This is a genomic window from Pseudomonas sp. LBUM1657 (genome assembly GCF_059716075.1).
The window spans coordinates 3,249,700-3,267,068 of sequence record NZ_CP166799.1; the positions used below are offsets into that span (position 1 = coordinate 3,249,700).

Here is a 17,369-nt window from a genome sequence, read left to right on the forward strand (position 1 = left end):
ACCCCATGGGTATCGATGAATTCGCAAAGGCTACTGCTAAGCGGATTCAACGCTGTGCGTAGCGTTAATTTCGCAAGAAATTTCAGAGCCTGAAGTCTCGAGCAGGGGGCTCGTATCTAGCACCGATTTCATTGAGAGCCCCAAGCTATGACCACCACGCAGGAACCGCCCAGGCGTTAGGATGGAAATCCGCAGCGTCGAGACGGACGCCTTGCGGGCGGCATGATTCACGACAGCCGGGCTCGGAGACCCAGGGCCACAGGATGAGCTTTCAGAATTTTTGTATGAGGGGGTCAGAAACTTCTGGAAGCTTGCAATATTGCACAACAATTCATCTGACGATTTACTGCACGTAAGCTTAATAAGCGGAGTGTTGCCTAAACCACGTATCCAGCTGTCGCTGAGGAGCAGCAATGCCAATGCGAGATAGCAGTCAAAATGAAATCATGTGGCTGATGCAGAGATTCAGCCCACGGGCAAAATAGTATAGCTAGCTCAACTAAATAGTCATTTAGTTGAGCTAAAAAGGCTCACTAGAAATAACGCCGTAAAGAGTAGGGCAGGCTTGTCATTTCCTAACAACGCCACGCAAAGAAACTTTGGTAGGCACTCATAGGTTTTTGCCTCCAAAATACTCCAGAGCAAGAGTTGTTCGATGCAGAGTGCTCGCCATCGAGTCTCTGAAAATCAGTCGCGATTTTTCAAGCCCAGTTTTTTAAGCGAGTACGAGCGTTTATCTTCATAACTGCTGTAGTAGATGTCCTGAGTTGTGGACAAATTGTTGTGACGTAGATCCATCTGCAAGTCCTTGGGGTCTCGCCAAGGAGCATCGAGTGTCGCGGCCGTATGCCTTAGCCAGTGTGTGGAGGCCACCCGCAGAGCCTCGATCTCGCCAGGTTGGCGATCTTCGTTCACCATTTCATCAACAGCGTGGTCAAATAGCTTCTGGATGATCGAATGAACCATTCGAGTGGATAAGCCTGGACGACCATTCAAGGTCGCAATCAGTGGGGTCTGTTCATTAGGTAATGGCAGTTCAGACAGCCCAATGAAGCGTCGGTAGCGCTTTAGGTAACGATCAATGTATTGCGGCCTTACAGCTACCTTTGCGGCTTTGTCACCCTTACCAATGAGGTGGAACCACCAGTTGCCTTCATGATCTGTCTTAAAGGATCCCATTGTGGGCTTCCAATTCACCCGACCACAGACATCTGAAACGCGAAGGTACATCGAAAACAACGTTGCGGCTATGAACAAAGTGCGTTCATGTTGTTCAGGAGCCATTGCTGCCATTTTTTCAGCGGTGCTCAGTACGAAGTCCCATTGAAGAGGTGTGAGGGCACGTCCGGTTTGCTCCATTGAGCGCGAAGCTTTGAAGCGCGATTTCTGTTTGATCGCCCTGAAGGGATTCGTCGACGTCAGGCCCTCATCAAGGGCGTGTTCGTATAAGCTGCTGCAAACCGAGAAAACTTGGGAAATGCTCCCTCGCGATGGCTGGTACGGAACGCCAGCAACTGGGCCGTCAAGATCTTCTGCATTGCTTATACGATTTGCTGTCTTCAGCGAGAATGGGTGCCAGCGTGGATTTGGGCACAGCTCTGAATCTTTATCGGATGCCACGATCAGAAACCTGCTGCGCGTCACGGGGCCAAGCCAACCTATGGGTGGAACCATGCAGAATTCCAAGAAGGCTTCGGCGTCAGCGCGACGCAACTCCATCAGGGGCTTCTTTCTGATCAACAATGTCCAAAGCAGCAGGCGCTCGGCATGGGTGCGATATGAAACGAATGTCGCCTCGACGTTGGAGTATGAACGCAGAAACCCACGGACAGCTTCGAAACCGTCCACGGGTTTCAGATGCGCATCAAAGTTCGCAAGATAGTTCATCACCAGCGGCAGGCTCGGGTCGGGTTCATCGCTAGTGTGATTGACGAATTCTTTATAGGTGTTGAACAGCGGATACGGGGTCGGCATCTTTTTATTCTTCATGGAATACTGCATTGCAGATTTCCGATTCTGGGAGTTATCGGAAGTAGGAGGCGTATCCTTCCGTTTGTTCGAGACGAGCATGTCCGTCTGCCTGGATGAATCGCTCATCGCATACCCCTAACCATTTGATCGATGGCATGTAGGTTATACATGGCAAACATGTCTTTGCAAGTTTTCTCTTTCAAGGCTTGACTGATGACCAGACAACTAGAGACTAATTAGTTATATATTGACAGTTTTTGACCGAGCCCTGGCTGAGAAACGCCGATTGCACGTCCACAAGCCCCAAACTGTGCGGGTTCCGTGCTCAAACTACCCAGCTATTGAGAGGCGCCAATAGCGCTTTAAATAGGGGGTTGGTCTTCACTATAACCATAACCTAAGGGGCCACTTCTAAAAGATTCAGCCATTTTTAAAAGTGTTATAGCTGCAACAATAATACGGGCTGCACGGCAGCAACCGCCATAATTAGTGGGTCTGACCAGTTTTAAAGGTTTCGATCGTTTTTAAAAGCTTTCTATTGAAAGAGGGGGCATCGAGAACAACCAATTGTCAGCCCATAAGAAATACTCTTGAAATCCAGAGCTATTAGTGATTTTATAATGAAGCTTCTTCGAAGCTTCAGTCTGGAATACACCTTTAGATACTCTCCTTTCGCCTTTATAGCGCTATTCTCCGCGCTTGAATCTCTCTGAGTTGACATATCGGTCGCTCGCTCCAATGTTTATCTACACAACGCACGCCGGTGTTGCACGCCCTCAATCAAGCTTAGCCTTCATGACACAGGCGAGGTTTCGACTACCTAGGCGTCGCTTCCGGGTTGCTGCCCTGATTTTCGATCTTTCTGGATCTTCGCGTACCGGTCGATGAGACTGGAACGTTCTGATGCGAACGATCGAACCTACGCGGCCAAGCACATATTGCGAGCGCTTTTTAGGTTTCAGAAAATCGCAAACCATCGTTTTCATTGGGCTTAAGACGGGGTCATATTTAAAGGTTTCATCCAGTTTTAAAAGAGGTCGTGCATTCGGGCTCTTTATTGCACTGGGGCAACCTGCTCGAAATGGGCGCTTACCAGGACGCGTGGAAGCATTTCTACGCGGCATACGGCGTACCGAACTAATAAAAAATAGTCATACCATGTGCTAGGGCCTATTCCGCCAGATTAAAAAGCTCTGAAATGGCGTTCACCGAGAGTGAGGAATGTTCGCAGAGGCACGGCCTACAAGGCTTTCGGAACAAAAATGGGTGGCGCCACTTAAGGCGCCATCTTTAAGGGGGGGCCACACCGTTCGTCCTGGATTACATCGCTGAGGTGCAGGCACGAGCTGCGGCAGAGTGAATCGAGGCCTGGGCCTGGCTTCAATCTGACCACCAGAGCCCCCCAGTCCTGTATAGGATGGTACGCATAATGTATATTATGTTAAATGATGTGTCAGGAAGGAACTTCTACCAAAGGTTCTTTCTTGCGACTCTGCCAATTTGAAACTTTTCGTGCTGAGTTCGACCTCCGTCCAACCCTTTGTAATGCAAATTTGAAATTCAAGCGGATGGCATTCTGTAAAAGTGAAACTATTCGGCACACTAGTCGAACTGATTCTTTAGATAGACCCTAATGCAATCGCTTGATAAGCATCATCAGAGCCTAATACCGCTGACTGTATAAACGACTCGCATACTGCGACCCTTGATCCGAGTGAAACATCAGGCCCTGAGGCCTTCCTCGTTGCTCGTAAGCCATTTCTAGCGCGTCCGACTTTTCCGACAACACCCACCAGATGCCCCCCGTAAAAGGTGGTGTATCCATCACTGGCATGGCCAACAATTGGGCACTGTCCGGATTGGTTCTTCTATCAAGCCAAAACGAAAGCGTAGATGTATCAAGTTCGGTACCAGCCGACCGATTGTCAGCGACTTACAGTTTTCGTAGGGGCAGGTTTTTTTGGCGGTGTGGGCGGTCACCCTCCTCGGCTAAAAAAGGCTGCCCCTACTTTTTATATGCCGCCCATCGTGAGATCGGCGGCTTTTTTACATGTGTCGACTTCACCTTACGGGTTGATTGGACTCATCGCTGGTGTCACCCACGCGTCATACCGAGAAACGCGACACAAGACCGTTGAGTGACACTGCCAATCGAGACAGGTCCTGAGTGGCAGCACTGGTCTGGATCGCGCCGGCGGATGTTTGAGAGGCCAGGTCGCGGATGTTGGTGAGGTTACGATCCACCTCCCCAGCGACTTGTGCCTGCTGTTCGGCAGCACTGGCAATCACAAGGTTGCGTTCATTGATGTGAGTGAAGGAACAAGCCATACGATCGAGGGCATTCCCCGCTGCCTGGGCCATTTCCAGCGTATCTCGCGCCTTGGTATTACTGCGCTGCATTGCGTTCACGGCCTGTTGGGTGTCTAGCTCGATGGCACTGACGAGTTGTTCGATCTCTTGGGTTGAACCCTGTGTACGGTGGGCGAGCCCTGCTTCCCCTGCCCTGGCCGCCTCGATTGCCGCGTTGAGTGCCAAGAGGTTGGTTTGCTCGGCAACAGAACGAATAACGTCGAGTACCTGGCTGATGTCACGAACGCGTCCTGCCAAATCCTCTACCTCGCCGGCGGTGGTCGTTACGCCAGTGACCAGTTCGCCGATGGCATCGACTGTGCGCAGGACCTGCTGTCGGCCAAGCTGTGCTGTCTGATCTGATTCGCGCGTGGCATCGGAGGTAGAAGCGGCATTGCGTGCAACATCCTCTGCGGCACCGGTCATTTCATTGATCGCCGTTGCAGCCTGCTCAATCTCGCAGTTACGTCGATTTGGCTGGTGAGATTACCCGTGGCCACGGTCTCGGCCAGGATGACCGACTGCCGCAACGGCAAGACAATGCTGCGGATCAATCCGAGGGCCACTGCAAGGGATGCAAGCGCCACAATCAGCAATGCCACTATCACGCCCCTGCGCGCATTGTTGAACACTTCGACACTTCTTGATGCCGCGTCATTGGCACCGCGGTCATTGAATTCGATCAGATCGTTGAGGGCCTTGCTCAGCACGTCGGCATGTTGGTTCATCTCACCATTGATAAGCGTGCGGGCCTCTTCGAGACGATCTTGCTGTGACAGTTCGACGACCTTTCCTTGTAGCAACATGTAGCTCGATTCGGCGATCTTGAAACGCTCGAATATCGTCCGATCCTCGGGCACACGAATGGTTTTTTCGTAGGCCGATAACTCTTTGCGAGTTTCGCTCTTGAGTGCGTCGAGCTTGGCATAGTTCTGCTGAAGTGACTGCGGATCGCGACTGACCATGGTGCGCAGCGTCAGCGCAACGGCGTTATCGAAGGCAATACAAATGTAATTGGCGCTCATGAACTGACGAATCTGCAGAAGTTCACCCCGCCTGCGACGCTAACCGGAGGGGCGGCAAGGGGCCTGTCTTGCTGCACAACTGCATGGTGACCAACGTCCCCGGCCCTAATCAGCCGCTCTACCTGCTCGGGGCGAAGCTTGTGCACTGGGGCGGCATGGGCCCGCTGGCCGATGGCATGTCACCGATCTGGAACCCGACCAGCTACTGCGGAAAGATGTTCATCTCACTGACCAGCTCGCCGAACATCGTTCCCGATCCGGATTTTCTCGCGGGCTGCCTGTTGGACGCCTATGAAGAAATGAGCGCGATGGCCAACCAGATGACAGCGTCGATCCAGGTGACCAAAGGGGTGAATAAGGTGCGGACACGGAAGGCAGCCAAGACCAGGCAGGTCCGAGCTCTGCCCTCCAGGGCGGTGGATGGTGCGCAAGCTTTGGCGCCTGCGGCGGGTCTTGATGCGGTCACAGATACGGCTGGGTAAACCCTCAGTTCGGAAACGGGTTCAGGCCCGTTCCATTGCTCATTAGAGAAACAGACCGGGTGTATTCCACGGCGCGTGGTCGTCAACGTCGAGCGCGCCGAATCCGGCAATCAGGATTAGCCTCAGCTCGAAAGAATAGTGTCAATCCGCGCCATTGCCGACCAGGGCGCCAGGCGAATAGCAACGTCAACCTGGCCCACACAGCAGGTGAGTCGTGGAACAGACAGTCAACGGCCAAAAACGGAGCTTTCTTGCAGGACGAGAGTGTAGGTCAACCCCACGCCCCCCCTGCTGCTCCCCCCTCTCCAATGGTGGGCGGAGCTAATTCATCATCAATTTACAAAAGCATTAAAGACCTTCAAACGTCGAGCTGTAACTAGAAATTATGAGATGGCCGCCCTTCAATACTGGCGGCTTTCGGCCCAGAGTGTGTAAAAACGCCTTGGCGAACCCTTGCTATGATTTCTGAGGATTTCATCGCAGGGATCGCCCATGAAGCGGCAACCTCAAAATGATCCGCGCTAGAAGCCTCGTCGACGGTTTGGTTATACCGCACCGCGACTTTGTTGAGCTTGATAAAGCGACAACCTACTTCCGGGTTTTCGTAGCCCTTGAGAGTAACGACGAAGCCTTCCACTCTGACAAGCGTGGCGTTTTCCAAATGATGGCAGGCGAAGTCTGGTTATTAAAACCAGGTTTCCATTTGTATACCGTATTGCCATACACCTCCGGCGTTGAAGTCCGTCTTGCCGAAGGAGTCTGAGGTACTGTATCTGTCCAGATCCGAAGACCAATTCATGAAGCTTGCGAACACACGCAGTTCGGGACGAGTGAGCAGGTCTCCAACGTCAGGTTTGAATGTCGGGGCGATCGTGAATTTCCAGAAGTTACCGTCGACCGCATTACGTTGTAGATAGCCCTTCGGGTCGAGGTTCATGGTTTGCCAGCTCATTTCGTAAGCCATCTCGAAATTGCTGGTGATTTCATTGGCCAAACGCATGTTCAGGGTCATCCAGCGGTAGTTGTCACCCTTGACGTATCTATCGTTGCTTTGTTCGGCCAGCAAGCTGGGGCCGATGCGCCAACCAGGTGCAATGGGCGTCTCGCCGTAAAGTGCCAGACGCAGAGAGCGGGCATCGTCAATCAGTTCACCATCCGAGCCGACGTTCTTGACCTCTGCCCCCAGACCTTGCCCATAGAGCAGCGCTGTTTTGAAGAAGCCTTCCCTGCCGAAAAAGTTTTTCTGGTGATTGGCCAACATGCTGTGCAAGCCGGAATCCGCAGGCGTCAGACCTGCTTCATTGCTGCGGGTGTTAATGTCGTTTTTCTTTGAGCCAATGGCATTGAACATCCACTGCCACTGATCATTATCGAAGAACTGGTTAGAGGTCAGGATGTAGCTTTCCACATCGGCGTTGATACCGCCCTCACTGAAATCCCCGTAGTTACGCCCGATCAAAGAGTAATTCGAGCGCCAGTTCTTGTTCATCTGCACATCGTAGATACCACCTCCGGTGCCAGCCAGATAGACCACGTCGGAGTCGAGCCAATGGATATCGAAGTTATCTCTATCGAATCGTTTGCCTGCCCACAAGGTGGAGTTCTCGAACACTGAGTTGCCCTTGAAGGCGGCGAGATGATCGAGTTCGGTAAAGACCTGACGCACGTTCAGGTTGCTCTCGTCGGCCGTCCAGTCATTGGAGCTTTCCACACCATCGGCGATGGACACCGTGAATTTGGAACGGGTGCCATTCTGCGCATAGGTTTCTTTCGAGAGGTCTATGCGCATGTAGGTGTCGTCTTCGTTGCCGAGTCGCCCGACTGCACCACCGACTGAACCGGCTGGGGTTGCATAAGGGCCGCCACGACCACCACCTAGCCCATCGTTGATCAGCAATCCGGAACGGGCATAACCCTTGAAGCTGAAGCCGTCCGTGAGGTGGCCGCTGCTGCGCTGCTTTTCCATGCTTTGCTGACGAGCTTCGAGTTTTGCCAATCGGGTGTCCAAAGCAGGCACCGAAATGGCTGCGGCAGTAGACGCAGCAGGCTGCAAGGTGGGAGTTGCAAGTTTGATCTGCTGCAATTCCCTGGCGAGTGCCTGGGTTTGCTGTTCGGCTGCGGCTGCACGCTTTTCCGCTGCGCTGGCACGGGCTTCAAACGCGGCCATGCGTTCTTCCAGAGTCGCGGCCTGAGAGGTTGCCGCCGATGTGCCGAGCACGCCTGCGAGTAGCCAGCCTGGTGCTTTCTGCATGTGGATTTCCCTGTTTTGTTTTTATTGTTTTGTTCCCGCGACCGGCCATTTTTCGTGAGTTGCGAATTGTCGCAATCGACGAAAAAAAGGATGCCTCATCGCAAATACGCTGCTACATTTGGCGATGTTAACGTTAACTTTTCTAAAAACAAAAATAAAGGGTGCTCAATGAAACAGCTGAAATCTCTCCTTCCAGCAGCACTAATCACCCTCTGTGCCGGACTACCATCCGTCTCCAGCGCAGCAGATTTGACGATCTCGTGCGGTGCGGTGGGTGCGGAGTTACAACTCTGCAAGGAGGCTGTCGAGGCGTGGTCGAAACAGACTGGCAACAACGTCGAGGTGGTTTCCACGCCTAACTCGGCGACCGAGCGGTTGTCGTTCTACCAACAGATCCTCAGTGCGCAGTCCGCCGACATCGACATCATTCAAATCGATATGGTGTGGCCAGGGATGCTGGCCAAACATTTGATGGATCTGCGTGAGGTGCTTCCCGCCAACCCGACCCAAGGCTACTTCCAGGCACAGGTGGATAACGCCACGGTGAACGGGCGGCTGGTGACGATGCCGTGGTTCACCGATTCAGGCCTGCTGTATTACCGCAAGGACTTGCTCGAGAAGTACGACAAGCAGGTTCCCCAAACCTGGGAGGAAATGACCACTACCGCCAGGGATGTTCAACAGGCTGAGCGCAACGCCGGGAACGCCAATGTGTGGGGTTACATCTTTCAGGGACGCGCTTACGAGGGTCTGACGTGTAATGCGCTGGAGTGGATCAGCAGCCAACCGGAAGGCGGACTGGTCAATCCACGAGGCGACATCGTGGTCAACAATCAGGCCTCAAGAACGGCTTTGACCCTGGCGAAAAGCTGGGTAGGAGACATCTCCCCGCGTGGCGTACTCAACTACACCGAGGAAGAAGGACGTGGCGTATTCCAATCGGGAAATGCGTTGTTCATGCGTAACTGGCCTTATGTCTGGGCCCTGGTACAAAGCCAGGACAGTGCCGTAAAAGACAAGGTCGGGGTCGCTCCCCTGCCCCGTGGCGGCATGACCGGCACCCATGCATCCACCCTCGGTGGCTGGGGTCTGGCGGTATCGCGTTACAGCGCCCATCCAAAACTTGCCGCAGAACTGGTGACCTACCTGACCAGTGCCCAGCAGCAAAAACATCGAGCACTGGTCGGCGGCTATAACCCGGTTATCGAGTCGCTCTATCAAGATCCCGAACTGCTCGCGGCCATGCCTTACTACAGCCAGCTGCACAGCATTCTCAACGAAGGGGTCATGCGCCCCGCCTCAATAACAGCAGATCGCTATCCACGGGTCTCCAATGCGTTCTTCGATCGAGTGCATGGCGTGCTGGCGGGCGAGTTGCCTGTCGATCAGGCGCTGGCCGAACTGGAAAGCGAACTCACGCGCATCAAACGCCGGAACTGGTAAGCCACAAGGAAGGAAATCACCATGTCTGTCTCTTCTACCCATGCCCCCTGTGACGAGCTTCTGCTCACCAGGGAAACGCCTGTACAACATCGCCGAGTACGCGCTGCCTGGCTGTTTCTGACGCCGATGTTGCTGTGTCTGGCCCTGGTGGCGGCCTGGCCGCTACTGCGCACATTCTGGTTCAGCCTGACCGACGCCAATCTGGCGGACACCGGTGGCGGAACCTTCATTGGCTTGAGCAATTATCTGTTCCACGACGGTTCCAACTGGTCGGGCATTCTGGTCGATCCACAATGGTGGAACGCTGTGCGCAATACGTTGCATTTCACCTTGGTGTCGGTGGGACTGGAAGTCGTCCTGGGGCTACTGGTGGCGTTGCTGCTAAACATCAAGTTCACCGGTCGTTCCTTGGTGCGTGCGCTTATTCTGATTCCTTGGGCGATTCCTACCATTGTCTCGGCGAAGATCTGGTCATGGATGCTCAACGACCAGTTCGGCATCATTAATCACCTGATGCTGAGCGTCGGCCTGATTGATGCCCCTCTGGCCTGGACGGCAGATGCGGATCTGTCGATGTGGGCGGTCATCATCGTCGACGTCTGGAAGACCGTACCTTTTTTCACGCTACTGATGCTGGCTGCCTTGCAGATGTTGCCGAGCGATTGTTACGAAGCCGCCAAGGTCGATGGCATTCATCCGCTGAGAGTTTTCTGGCGTGTCACGCTTCCACTGTTGATGCCTGCATTGTTGGTGGCGGCGATCTTCCGCATCCTTGATTCCCTGCGGGTTTTCGACGTCATCTATGTGTTGACCTCGAATTCTTCGAGCACCATGAGCATGTCGGTCTATGCCCGCCAGCACCTGGTGGAGTTCCAGGATGTTGGCTATGGCAGCGCGGCCTCGACTCTTCTGTTTCTGGTCGTTGCGGTAATCGCCATGCTTTATCTCTACCTCGGACGCCGTCAAATGGAGGTTCGGTCATGAGCCAGCACCTACTCAAAAAAGCGCTGTTGCGCCTCGGGTTCTGGTGTCTGATCGGGGTTTTGCTGCTGTATGCGGTCTTCCCTTTCTACTACGCCATCGTGACTTCGCTAAAGCCGTCCAGTGCCTTGTTCGAGGTGAGCTACTGGATCGAAAAACCCGACTTCTCCAATTACGCGGCGGTACTCCACCAAGCCTTATTCCTGAGGGCTATCGGTAACTCGCTGGTGGTTGCACTTTGCGTGGTGACGCTGGCGCTGTTCCTCAGTGTGACCGCCGCCTATGCCTTGGGAAGGGTGAAATTTCGTGGGCGTGGAACGGTATTGATGATGGTTCTCGGCGTGTCGATGTTTCCCCAAGTCGCTGTACTGTCGGGGCTGTTCGAAGTGATCCGCGCCCTGGGTCTGTACAACACGTCCTGGGCGTTGATCCTGAGCTACACGATTTTCACCCTGCCCTTCACCGTCTGGGTGCTGACCACGTTCATGGGGCAACTGCCCCATGAACTGGAAGAAGCGGCAATCATGGATGGCGCTTCGCCCTGGGTCACGCTGACCCGCGTGTTGTTGCCGCTGCTCTGGCCCGCACTGGTCACCACTGGCTTATTGGCCTTTATCGCAGCGTGGAACGAGTTCCTGTTTGCCCTGACCTTCACCCTCACAGACACGCAACGCACGGTGCCGGTCGCCATCGCCTTGATTTCCGGCGGGAGCCCCCATGAGCTGCCTTGGGGGCTGTTGATGGCCGCCTCGGTGGTGGTCACCGTCCCACTGGTGATTCTGGTGCTGATCTTTCAGCGCCGAATCGTTTCCGGTCTCACTGCCGGCGCGTTAAAGGGTTGATGCCCAACAAGTACAAGGAACAGCATCATGATCAAATTGAAACTGGACAACGTGAACAAACAATTGGGCGGCGTGCGGATTCTTCGCGACGTCAGCCTGGAGATCGCGGCGGGTGAATTCGTGGTGTTCGTTGGCCCTTCGGGCTGCGGAAAGTCGACCCTGCTGCGACTGATCGCCGGACTGGATTCGATCTGCGGCGGCGACCTGCTGATCGACGGGCGTCGGGTCAACGACCTGGAGCCGCGCGAGCGTGGCGTCGGCATGGTGTTTCAGTCTTATGCGCTGTACCCGCACATGAGCGTCTACGACAACATCAGCTTTGGTCTCAAACTGGCCAAGACTGAAAAGACCAGCCTGCGCGAGCGGGTGCTGAAAACTGCGCAGATCCTGCAATTGGACAAACTGCTGCAACGCAAGCCAAAGGAACTGTCCGGTGGGCAACGTCAGCGTGTGGCAATGGGCAGAGCCATGGCACGGGAGCCGGACATTTTGTTGTTCGATGAGCCGCTCTCCAATCTGGATGCATCCTTGCGGGTGCAGATGCGTAACGAAATCGCCCGGCTGCATGATCGACTGGGCTCGACCATGATCTACGTCACCCACGATCAAGTGGAAGCGATGACCCTGGCCGACAAAATTGTCGTGCTTAATGCCGGTCGCGTGGAGCAAGTCGGTTCACCGCGCGAGCTCTATGAACACCCAGCCAGCCAGTTTGTCGCCGGTTTTCTGGGCTCTCCCAGAATGAACTTTTTGGCGGCGCGCCTGCAGGTTCAAGGCGAAACCAGCCTGGTCAATACCCCCGTATTGGGTATGACGTCTCTGCCATTCGACAGTTCGAGTCTCGCGGCGGGCGCCCTGCTGAGCCTGGGTATTCGCCCGGAGCACGTGTCGCTCAAGGCGGTGGAGGGAGCCGTCGGTATCATCGTGACCGGGGTCGAATACCTGGGCAGCGAAACGTATGTGCACCTCGATACAGGTCAGGACGAGCCACTGATCTGTCGCTGTGAGGTCAACGCCGGATGGCGGGTGGGCGATCGGGTCGAACTGCAGCTGGACATTGACAACCTCCACCTGTTCGACGCCGACGGCACGGCCTTGAGGCGCCACCCAAAGGCCATTGAAACCCTTCCGGATGGCGTCTCTCTGCGTTCGGCACGAGCAAACGCCCTATGACTGTGTATTTGAATCCTATGAACAACCCAATGTCTTCCGCCCTTGACCTTGCGCAGCGTGCGCTGAATGACGGCCTGACTCGCGTCATCCACGATTATCGACCCGGTTATCATATTGCCCCCCCGGCAGGCTGGATGAACGACCCTAACGGGGTAGTGTACTTTCGCGGCGAATATCACGTGTTCTATCAACATTACCCCTTCGAAGCGAAATGGGGCCCGATGTATTGGGGGCACGCCAAGAGTGCCGATCTGGTTCATTGGCAGCACCTACCCATTGCGCTGGCACCCGGCGATGATTTCGACCGTGACGGATGTTTTTCCGGTAGCGCTGTGGTGTGCGGAGATACCTTGGCACTGATCTACACCGGACACACCTGGCTGGGGGAAGTGGGTGATGAACGCTTGATACGTCAAGTCCAGTGCCTGGCCACCAGTATCGACGGCATCCGGTTCGTCAAGCATGGCGCAGTCATCGAGACCGCGCCGCAAGACACCATCATGCACTTTCGTGACCCCAAGGTATGGAAGGAGGATGACTATTGGTACCTGATTGCCGGCGCACGTCTGGGCGATAGGCCGCTGCTCCCGCTGTACCGTTCCACGGATCTGCACGTCTGGGAGTTCCTTGACTATGTGTCCAGCGGCAGCGAGGGCGATGGCTATATGTGGGAGTGCCCGGATCTGTTTCGATTGAACGGACGCGATCTGCTGCTGTACTCCCCCCAAGGCATGTCACCCCAAGGTTACGAACGGCTCAACAAGTACCAGACTGGTTATCGAGTGGGCCGACTCGACAGCGACTGGCACTTCACCGGCGGGCCTTTTATCGAGCTGGATAACGGCCACGATTTCTATGCAGCGCAAACGCTATTGGCCGCCGATGGTCGGCGCCTTGTGTGGGCGTGGCTCGACATGTGGGAAAGCCCGATGCCGAGCCAGGCCCATCACTGGTGCGGCATGCTCGGATTGCCACGCGAACTTGAACTGTGCGCCGATCGCCTTTGCGTGTTTCCGGCACGGGAGCTCACCGCTCTGCGCAAAGCGCCATTGCCGGGCACGATCTGGTGGGGTGAGTCGGGAGCCCGGGGGGTGCCAGAGGTGAATGGCGATATGCTCGAAATCCATGTGCACCTGGATTTGCTCGGCTGTACCGACGGCCACTTGGGAATCGCCTTGCGCTGCAGCGTCGATGGCCAGGAAGAAACGCTGCTCTACTACGATGCGTCACTGCAGCGCCTGGTACTTGACCGCAGCCGCTCGGGTGCGCAAGTCACCGGTCAGCGCAGCGTGTCGATAGACCCGACACAAGAGTTACTGGCACTGCGTGTGTTCCTCGATCGCTCGTCTATTGAGGTGTTCGACGAAAACGGGCGCTTCAGCCTCAGCAGTCGCCTCTACCCACAGCCCGGTAGTCTGGGTGTGAAGCTCATTGCGAGCGGGAGTGGCGGGCGTGTCTCGATTCCCAGGGCATGGCCTCTCGCCTCGGGATGGCTATGACCAGCGTCATTCGAGTCGCGAGAAGCGCGGGTCATGTGTCATGATTCAGCGTCAACCTGACCGGTTTCGCCTCGCATGACTTCAGTGAAAGACGTTGCACTGCTGGCCGGCGTGTCCCTGATGACAGTTTCTCGAGCGCTCAACAATCCGGAAAAATTGAGCCCCGAAACCTATCAGCGGGTGCGTCGCGCCATTGACGAATTGCAATTTGTGCCGAGCCTGTCGGCGCGCAGGATGCGCGGTGACAACCTCCAGACGCGAACCATCGGCGTGTTCGCTCTGGACACCGCGACCACACCGTTCGCCGTTGAGCTGCTGCTGTCCATCGAACAAACCGCGCAGCAAGCCGGCTGGAATGTATTTATCCTCAATCTGTTAAGCAACCCGCCCACCGACCAGAATATCGACCTGATGCTATCGCACCGTCCCGACGGGCTGATCTTCAGCGCCATGGGGTTGCGCCAGGTGTGCATTCCCGAGCGATTGAAGAGCAAACCCTTGGTACTCGCCAATTGCCTGGCTGATGACAGTCGGCTTGTCAGTTATGTACCAGACGACGAAATGGGGCAGTATCGGGCCGTACACCACGCGTTGACCCACGGCTATAAGCGCCCCCTGTGTATCAATCTGCCAAAACAGAGTCTGGCCTGGGGCCTGCGACAAAATGGCATGCAGCGCGCCTGTCAGGCATTCGGACTGGCTCCTGACGCACTCCTGCAATACGACCTTTCCGATCATGACGCCTATGGTGAAACCGCAGCCATCCTAGACCGGCACATCATTGATGGTCGTCCCCAATTCGACATTCTGATCTGTGGCAACGACCGCATTGCCTTTTGTGCCTATCAGCTGTTATTGGGCCGTGGCCTGAAGATTCCCGACGATGTCGCTGTGCTCGGCTACGACAACATGATCGGTATCGCTGAGTTGTTCATCCCGCCGCTGACCACGGTGCAACTGCCATACTACGAGATCGGTCGTAAGGCTGCCCGGCACCTGATCGAGACCCTTGAGGTATCGGGAGCTCAGCCAGTTGATTGTCCATTGGTGGTCAGGGCATCACTATAAGAATTAGTTAATTCGGTAATGTAAGAATCTCGCCTCTTTCTAACCAAGCATTGCACTACGGCTAACGGATATAAAATGACCCGACCTCTCACCGTCAGTGCCACTTGGCTTGTAGGCGTCATCGAGGAGCTTGCTCGGCAAGGTATCGAGCCTTCCCTTTTTGGAGCCCCCTGGGCTCAACACCTGGAGGACGTGGCGCCTACGCGGCAGCTTCAACTCGTGCAAGTGAGAAGGCTTTGGCAGCGCGCCATGCAACTCTCCAAAGATCCACTGCTCGGGCCCTTTGCGCCATTGCGTCAGGTACGATTGCCTCAGGTGTTGGTTATGCAATCTGGTACGCGGTGATACGCTCGCTTTCATCTTTTCGAGCAGCAACCATCCAGTTGAGTGTTCCTGTCTTAGCGTCTCTCGCTGGGGTACTCATCCTGGGTGAGCACCTCACCGTTCGTTTAGCACTGACATCGCTAGCAGTGTTAGGAGGAATTGGATTGGTGCTCAGCGACAAGCGCTTAGCAAATGCCACTAACTGATCTCGCGAATCTCAATCGCCACCGGCCAGTGGGCATTGGCTTCTAGGCGCACTCTCTCTTTGCTCTCCAAACGGTCAAAAAAAGGGCCCTTGAAGGGCCCTTTTGTACTCAAACAAATTACCTGGTCAGCCAAGATTCTACGATGTCGAAGCCATACGGCTATGGCACTCGCATGCGCCTTATATCCCTTTGAGGCGGCTCACCAAACAGGCGGCTGTACCTATGGCCCAGAAGCGTGCAGACATGATTACCGAGACCCGCGGCAAGCTGATCAAGGCGGCGCGTGACGCATTCGCTGCGAAGGGCTATGCGGACAGTTCGATGGATGATCTGACCGCTAAAGCCGGGCTAACCCGTGGTGCGCTTTACCATCACTTTGGTGACAAGAAAGGTTTGCTACAGGCCGTAATCGCCCAGATTGATGAAGAGATGATGGCGCGGCTGTCGGACATCATCGCGGAGGCGAGCACCACCTGGGACGGTTTTATCGATGAATCCATCGCTTACATCAAGATGTCCCTGGAACCTGAAATCCAGCGCATTGTGTTTCTTGACGGCCCGTCGGTGCTGGGTGATCCCTCGCAATGGCCAAGCCAGAATGCCTGTATCCGCAGCACTCAGCGCAGCATCGAGAAACTGATCGATGAAGGCACGATCCGTGCGGTCAACACCGAAGCGACGGCACGCCTGATCATGGGCGCCCTGCTCGGCGCTTCCTTGTGGATTGCCAATGCCGAGGATCCGCAAACGGCTTCCGAGCATGTAGCCGAAAGCTTCCTTGCATTGGCTTCCGGATTGCTGGTGGAGAATAAAACGGCGGATCAGAATCAATCAGGCAATTCGGCGGACGCCGTTTCTACGCAAAACGGCTAACGATCTATATCTACGGCTATCTCACCGCATCAAGACCGGCGCAGCGAACTTCGCCTACGGGGCATCGAAGGACTCTATAGATCTCAGAAATTACCTGCATCGTTGCGTCTTCGATCGTTCCTTCATTACGGCATAAAACCCAGCCGTGATCTGCAATTGCTCGCTCGAACGCCTTGGTACAAGCGACATGTTCTTCCAGCTTATGGATCACAGTACTGCTCAGCCCACGCCGTCGTGCCGCTGCCCTCGCCCATGAAATATCAGGGGCGGTGACCACCCCGACATGCAGGTCTGGCACTCGCACGTTTCGATCAATGTTCAGCTGTAGAATCTCTGCAAACGGGACTATTCGGCGAAACGCGGCATCAGACGGGTACCAGCGATCGATCAAGATGATGCTGCCTGGTAGCTGTTTAGCCAGCACGTGCTGGGAAATCCAGCTACGGCTATCAGCAAAGCGCTCACAAACCCCCAACTCCAAATCCCGGGTGGGATTTCTGACGAACTTGTTAACGAGGGCCATTGTTTCCCCCCTATAGGGATCGCTTTTTTTCTCGCAAAGTCGGATAACCTTTTTGTTGTCTGCCCTCAGTACTTTCGTAACGGCCTCCAACAGTGTGGTTTTGCCGGTTCCCTTGGGCCCATCTAGAGAAACAAACAACGGACGATTCATTCTTCACATAACGATTGATATACGGTTTTTTTTGCCCGGCTCGCTCGCTGGAACCGCTTGGCGCGACTACGCGAATCGATTGGAGGGCCCTTATGAACAGATCAACACTCTAACCTTATTTCTGGCTAACGGGTCTCAAAATCCAGGGTGACAGCCGCTTATGAACATCGGTCATCGCCCATAAGTTGAATGATGTGTCAGAGTGGAAC

Annotated in this window: 12 protein-coding genes and 2 pseudogenes; 9 read left to right on the forward strand and 5 right to left on the reverse strand. The window is 54.9% G+C overall.

What is annotated here, in order from left to right:
- Nucleotides 1-687 precede the first annotated feature (687 nt).
- The 3 genes and pseudogenes from ACA055_RS15030 to ACA055_RS15040 all read right to left on the reverse strand — a co-directional run bounded on the left by ACA055_RS15030 (nucleotide 688) and on the right by ACA055_RS15040 (nucleotide 5,345).
- Nucleotides 688-2,097 carry a tyrosine-type recombinase/integrase gene (locus ACA055_RS15030; protein ID WP_497679355.1) on the reverse strand — a complete coding sequence of 470 codons (1,410 nt, stop codon included), beginning with the start codon at nucleotides 2,095-2,097 and terminating at the stop codon, nucleotides 688-690.
- A gap of 1,543 nt (nucleotides 2,098-3,640) precedes the next feature.
- Nucleotides 3,641-3,769 (reverse strand): annotated as a pseudogene (locus ACA055_RS15035) (IS3 family transposase); the annotation flags it as partial.
- Nucleotides 3,770-4,077: 308 nt separating this feature from the next.
- Nucleotides 4,078-5,345: pseudogene (locus ACA055_RS15040) on the reverse strand (HAMP domain-containing methyl-accepting chemotaxis protein).
- 68 nt (nucleotides 5,346-5,413) lie between these two features.
- Here ACA055_RS15040 and ACA055_RS15045 point away from each other — a divergent pair.
- Nucleotides 5,414-5,827 (forward strand): WS/DGAT domain-containing protein, encoded by a 414-nt coding sequence (locus ACA055_RS15045; RefSeq protein WP_497679356.1) that lies wholly within the window; start codon nucleotides 5,414-5,416, stop codon nucleotides 5,825-5,827.
- A 685-nt stretch (nucleotides 5,828-6,512) separates the two neighbouring features.
- Here ACA055_RS15045 and ACA055_RS15050 read toward each other — a convergent pair.
- Complete coding sequence (locus ACA055_RS15050) at nucleotides 6,513-8,078, reverse strand: carbohydrate porin (protein WP_497679357.1); 1,566 nt, start codon at nucleotides 8,076-8,078, stop codon at nucleotides 6,513-6,515.
- A gap of 168 nt (nucleotides 8,079-8,246) precedes the next feature.
- Between ACA055_RS15050 and ACA055_RS15055 the strand changes: the two genes are divergently transcribed.
- From ACA055_RS15055 to ACA055_RS15090, 8 genes are all read left to right on the forward strand, one after another.
- Nucleotides 8,247-9,521, forward strand: coding sequence for an ABC transporter substrate-binding protein (locus ACA055_RS15055; RefSeq protein ID WP_497679358.1), 1,275 nt, complete (start codon nucleotides 8,247-8,249; stop codon nucleotides 9,519-9,521).
- Nucleotides 9,522-9,542: 21 nt separating this feature from the next.
- The gene (locus tag ACA055_RS15060; RefSeq protein ID WP_497679359.1) at nucleotides 9,543-10,505 is read left to right on the forward strand and encodes a carbohydrate ABC transporter permease; all 963 of its coding nucleotides are present in this window, start codon (nucleotides 9,543-9,545) and stop codon (nucleotides 10,503-10,505) included.
- Complete coding sequence (locus ACA055_RS15065) at nucleotides 10,502-11,344, forward strand: carbohydrate ABC transporter permease (protein WP_497679360.1); 843 nt, start codon at nucleotides 10,502-10,504, stop codon at nucleotides 11,342-11,344. Before ACA055_RS15060 ends, ACA055_RS15065 begins: the two co-directional genes overlap by 4 nt.
- Nucleotides 11,345-11,371: 27 nt before the next feature.
- A complete protein-coding gene (locus ACA055_RS15070) occupies nucleotides 11,372-12,517 on the forward strand; it encodes an ABC transporter ATP-binding protein (RefSeq protein WP_497679361.1) in 1,146 nt (381 codons plus the stop codon).
- On the forward strand, nucleotides 12,514-14,016 hold the full coding sequence (locus tag ACA055_RS15075; RefSeq protein WP_497679362.1) for a glycoside hydrolase family 32 protein: 1,503 nt from the start codon (nucleotides 12,514-12,516) through the stop codon (nucleotides 14,014-14,016). The genes ACA055_RS15070 and ACA055_RS15075 overlap by 4 nt, the downstream gene beginning before the upstream one ends.
- A gap of 75 nt (nucleotides 14,017-14,091) precedes the next feature.
- Nucleotides 14,092-15,084, forward strand: a complete 993-nt coding sequence (locus ACA055_RS15080) for a LacI family DNA-binding transcriptional regulator (protein WP_497679363.1) — start codon at nucleotides 14,092-14,094, stop codon at nucleotides 15,082-15,084.
- A 236-nt stretch (nucleotides 15,085-15,320) separates the two neighbouring features.
- The gene (locus ACA055_RS15085) at nucleotides 15,321-15,614 is read left to right on the forward strand and encodes an EamA family transporter (RefSeq protein WP_497679364.1); all 294 of its coding nucleotides are present in this window, start codon (nucleotides 15,321-15,323) and stop codon (nucleotides 15,612-15,614) included.
- 222 nt (nucleotides 15,615-15,836) lie between these two features.
- Nucleotides 15,837-16,487: a TetR/AcrR family transcriptional regulator gene (locus ACA055_RS15090; RefSeq protein ID WP_497679365.1), complete on the forward strand. Its 651-nt coding sequence runs from the start codon at nucleotides 15,837-15,839 to the stop codon at nucleotides 16,485-16,487.
- A 16-nt stretch (nucleotides 16,488-16,503) separates the two neighbouring features.
- Here the strand turns inward: ACA055_RS15090 and ACA055_RS15095 are convergent, their stop codons facing one another.
- The gene (locus ACA055_RS15095; protein WP_497679366.1) at nucleotides 16,504-17,160 is read right to left on the reverse strand and encodes a dTMP kinase; all 657 of its coding nucleotides are present in this window, start codon (nucleotides 17,158-17,160) and stop codon (nucleotides 16,504-16,506) included.
- Nucleotides 17,161-17,369 lie beyond the last annotated feature (209 nt).

Coding starts and splice junctions, on each gene's coding strand:
- ACA055_RS15065 (WP_497679360.1), top strand. CDS start 10,502: ATGAGCCAGCACCTACTCAAAAAAGCGCTGTTGCGCCTCGGGTTCTGG.
- ACA055_RS15090 (WP_497679365.1), top strand. CDS start 15,837: ATGGCCCAGAAGCGTGCAGACATGATTACCGAGACCCGCGGCAAGCTG.
- ACA055_RS15080 (WP_497679363.1), top strand. CDS start 14,092: ATGACTTCAGTGAAAGACGTTGCACTGCTGGCCGGCGTGTCCCTGATG.
- ACA055_RS15095 (WP_497679366.1), bottom strand. CDS start 17,160: ATGAATCGTCCGTTGTTTGTTTCTCTAGATGGGCCCAAGGGAACCGGC.
- ACA055_RS15070 (WP_497679361.1), top strand. CDS start 11,372: ATGATCAAATTGAAACTGGACAACGTGAACAAACAATTGGGCGGCGTG.
- ACA055_RS15050 (WP_497679357.1), bottom strand. CDS start 8,078: ATGCAGAAAGCACCAGGCTGGCTACTCGCAGGCGTGCTCGGCACATCG.
- ACA055_RS15055 (WP_497679358.1), top strand. CDS start 8,247: ATGAAACAGCTGAAATCTCTCCTTCCAGCAGCACTAATCACCCTCTGT.
- ACA055_RS15060 (WP_497679359.1), top strand. CDS start 9,543: ATGTCTGTCTCTTCTACCCATGCCCCCTGTGACGAGCTTCTGCTCACC.
- ACA055_RS15075 (WP_497679362.1), top strand. CDS start 12,514: ATGACTGTGTATTTGAATCCTATGAACAACCCAATGTCTTCCGCCCTT.
- ACA055_RS15030 (WP_497679355.1), bottom strand. CDS start 2,097: ATGAGCGATTCATCCAGGCAGACGGACATGCTCGTCTCGAACAAACGG.